This is a genomic window from Nocardioides pyridinolyticus (assembly GCF_054653575.1).
The window spans coordinates 1-2,450 of record NZ_BAAIFY010000062.1 but is presented as its reverse complement, the minus strand read 5'-3'; the positions used below and the strand labels follow the sequence as shown (position 1 = coordinate 2,450).

Genomic DNA, 2,450 nt, shown 5'->3' with positions numbered 1-2,450 from the left:
GTGGTAGGGCGCGGGTCGGTCAGGCACTCCGCGGGTCCGGCTCCCTACGCGTCCAGCGTCCAGGCCTCCCGGACAGTCGGTCAGGGCCGGACGTCACAGGGCACGGAGACCTTCGGGCAGGGACGCAGCTCACCGATCGCTGAGGACCTGTACGACCCCAGGCACGGTGCGCGCGACGGTATGGGCGAGCGAGTGCTCCGCGGCGTCCCGCGGCCCGGTGATGCGAGCCGCGCCTTCGTCAACCTCGACGATCCAGTCCGGGTGTCCGCACGCTCGGAGCAAGTCCGTAATGTCGGCCGCGATGGTCGAGTCTGCCCGAGCGAGGGCGGCGACGATGTCGCTGCGGCTGACCATGCCGACGAGTCGGTGGTCCTCGTCGAGCACGGGCAGGCTCTTCGCCCCGGTGGCCGCCATGAGGTCCGCGGCGGTGGCGACGTCCTCGGCGGGGTGCACCGACACTACTGAGCGGGTGCAGACCTCCTCGACCGTCCGGGGTGGTGTGAGCGGCTCCACCGCCAGGAGACGTTCGTGCGCACGCGGGTCGGCCGGGACAACCTCGGCGATCAGATCGGCCTCGCTCACGATGCCGTAGACCACCCGCGAGGCGTCCAGGACCGGGAGCGCGGTCACTGCGTGCTCGGCCAGCGTGGTCAGGGCGCTCTTGATCGTCGTCCGTCGCCTCACCGTGACCGGATCCGTCGTCATCACGTCTCTCACCAGCATGACTGATCACCCCTTCGAGTCCGTCGAGCGCGGCGTGCCCTCGAACCGACCATCTCCGGAGTTGCCGTCCCCCGGGCAGGGACGAAGGTCCCGGAGGAGCGGGGCCATCGACCGGACCCGGCACGGTCGGCGAGTCGTACCGTGAGGCCATGACGGAGTCAGTGGTCGATGTGGGACGGAAAGACCTCCTGCGGGTCTACCTCCTCGATGACCACGAGCTCACGCGGCGCGGGATCCGTGACCTGCTCCAGGACGCCGGCGGCTTCGAGGTCGTGGGCGAGTCGGGGCTCGCCGAGGTGGCGATCCGCGAGATCCTCCAGCTGCGACCGGACGTGGCGATCCTCGACTGTCGCTTGCCGGACGGCTCTGGCATCGAGGTGTGTCGCGTGGTGCGGTCGGCCGACCCTGCCATCTCGGCCTTGGTGCTGACCTCCTACGACGACGACGACGCTCTCTTCGCAGCGATCATGGCCGGTGCTTCCGGCTACCTGATGAAGCAGGTACGTAGCGATGACTTCGTCGACACCGTGCGCCGGGTGGCGCATGGGCAGTCGATGCTCGACCCTGCGGTGACCGCACACGTCCTGGAGCGGGTGCGCCGCGGGTCCCCCGAGCCGCCGGTCACCGGCCACCTGACGTCCAAGGAGCAGCAGGTGCTGGACCTCATCGGTGAGGGCCTGACGAACCGCCAGATCGGTAGTCGTCTCGAGCTCGCGGAGAAGACGGTCAAGAACCATGTCTCGGGCCTGCTCGCCAAACTCGGGGTCGAGAGCCGCACCCAAGCCGCGATCATCGCGACGCGTCAGCACGACCGCCCATGGACCTGAGCAATCTGACCTGATGTGACCATCGCGGCGGAGCGCCGTCGGCCGCCACGCTCGGGATGACGTCGCGCGTTCAGAGGAGTGCGGGTGACCACGGACGCAGAGCGCCCGCCGCCCGAACTCGCGGAAGTGGGCTTTCGACTTGGCGCATGAGCTGACGAGGCGGATGCACGGTGCCCTCGACGATGGCGCCCGGTGGCAGCTCCTGCTGGACGCCGTCGTGGGCATGGTCGCCGACGACCTTCTCGGTCGTATCGTTGGGAGCGCCACGACCTCGCTCGCACCAGGTACGCCGCGCTCGGGGTTGAACGGGCTAGCCGCCCGGAGTGCTCGTCGCCGCGGGGCCGGAGTGTCTGCAGACGGCACCCGTCCCGGCAAGTCATTGGGTCCGTCGCCGCCGACGTCACCGAGAGCGCGACGACGAGCGACCTCAGTCGTCCTGGAACGACGAGACCCCCTGCAAGAGGCCCCCATTGCAAGAGGCCCCCATTCAAGAGACCCGTTGGGGTTCGACGGTCTGGCTCTGCCAACCTCCGCCTGCGCTGTCTGTTAGTCCGCGACTCGTAGAGCTGCTTGACGAACGCTGCTCAGCCAGGTGGGGGCAGAACCTAGCCCGTAGCGACCCCGCTTGAGGTTCTGCATGCACTCTGGCGGCCGCAGGGCCGTCGCCAGAGGCCGGCCAGGTAGACAGTCTGTTTCATACGATGCAGCCAGGCTACGGCTCGCGAGAACCCGCCGAGGGGAGATCACAGCCGACGACCAGTGACCTCGATCGGCTCGACCCGCACAAACAGGTTCCGGACCCCCGCCGGCCAGACCTGCATCTCCATCGCGGCATCTGGCACGTCGTCAGCCGGCACCAGCCGAGCCGTGCCCGTCACGACGACGCTCCACGCCGTACGA

Annotated in this window: 2 protein-coding genes; one reads left to right on the top strand and one right to left on the bottom strand. The window is 69.0% G+C overall.

Annotated features, from left to right (window positions below; genetic code table 11):
* Positions 1 to 129: 129 nt before the first annotated feature.
* Positions 130 to 723, bottom strand: coding sequence for a CBS domain-containing protein (locus ACYQ0U_RS22570; protein WP_459976133.1), 594 nt, complete (start codon positions 721 to 723; stop codon positions 130 to 132).
* Positions 724 to 872: 149 nt separating this feature from the next.
* Here ACYQ0U_RS22570 and ACYQ0U_RS22565 point away from each other — a divergent pair, with 149 nt between their 5' ends.
* On the top strand, positions 873 to 1,550 hold the full coding sequence (locus ACYQ0U_RS22565; protein ID WP_459976132.1) for a response regulator: 678 nt from the start codon (positions 873 to 875) through the stop codon (positions 1,548 to 1,550).
* The last annotated feature ends 900 nt before the right edge of the window (positions 1,551 to 2,450 follow it).

Bases quoted from the DNA above. Each gene is read 5' to 3' on its own strand.
- ACYQ0U_RS22570 (WP_459976133.1), bottom strand. From the start codon at position 723: ATGCTGGTGAGAGACGTGATGACGACGGATCCGGTCACGGTGAGGCGA.
- ACYQ0U_RS22565 (WP_459976132.1), top strand. From the start codon at position 873: ATGACGGAGTCAGTGGTCGATGTGGGACGGAAAGACCTCCTGCGGGTC.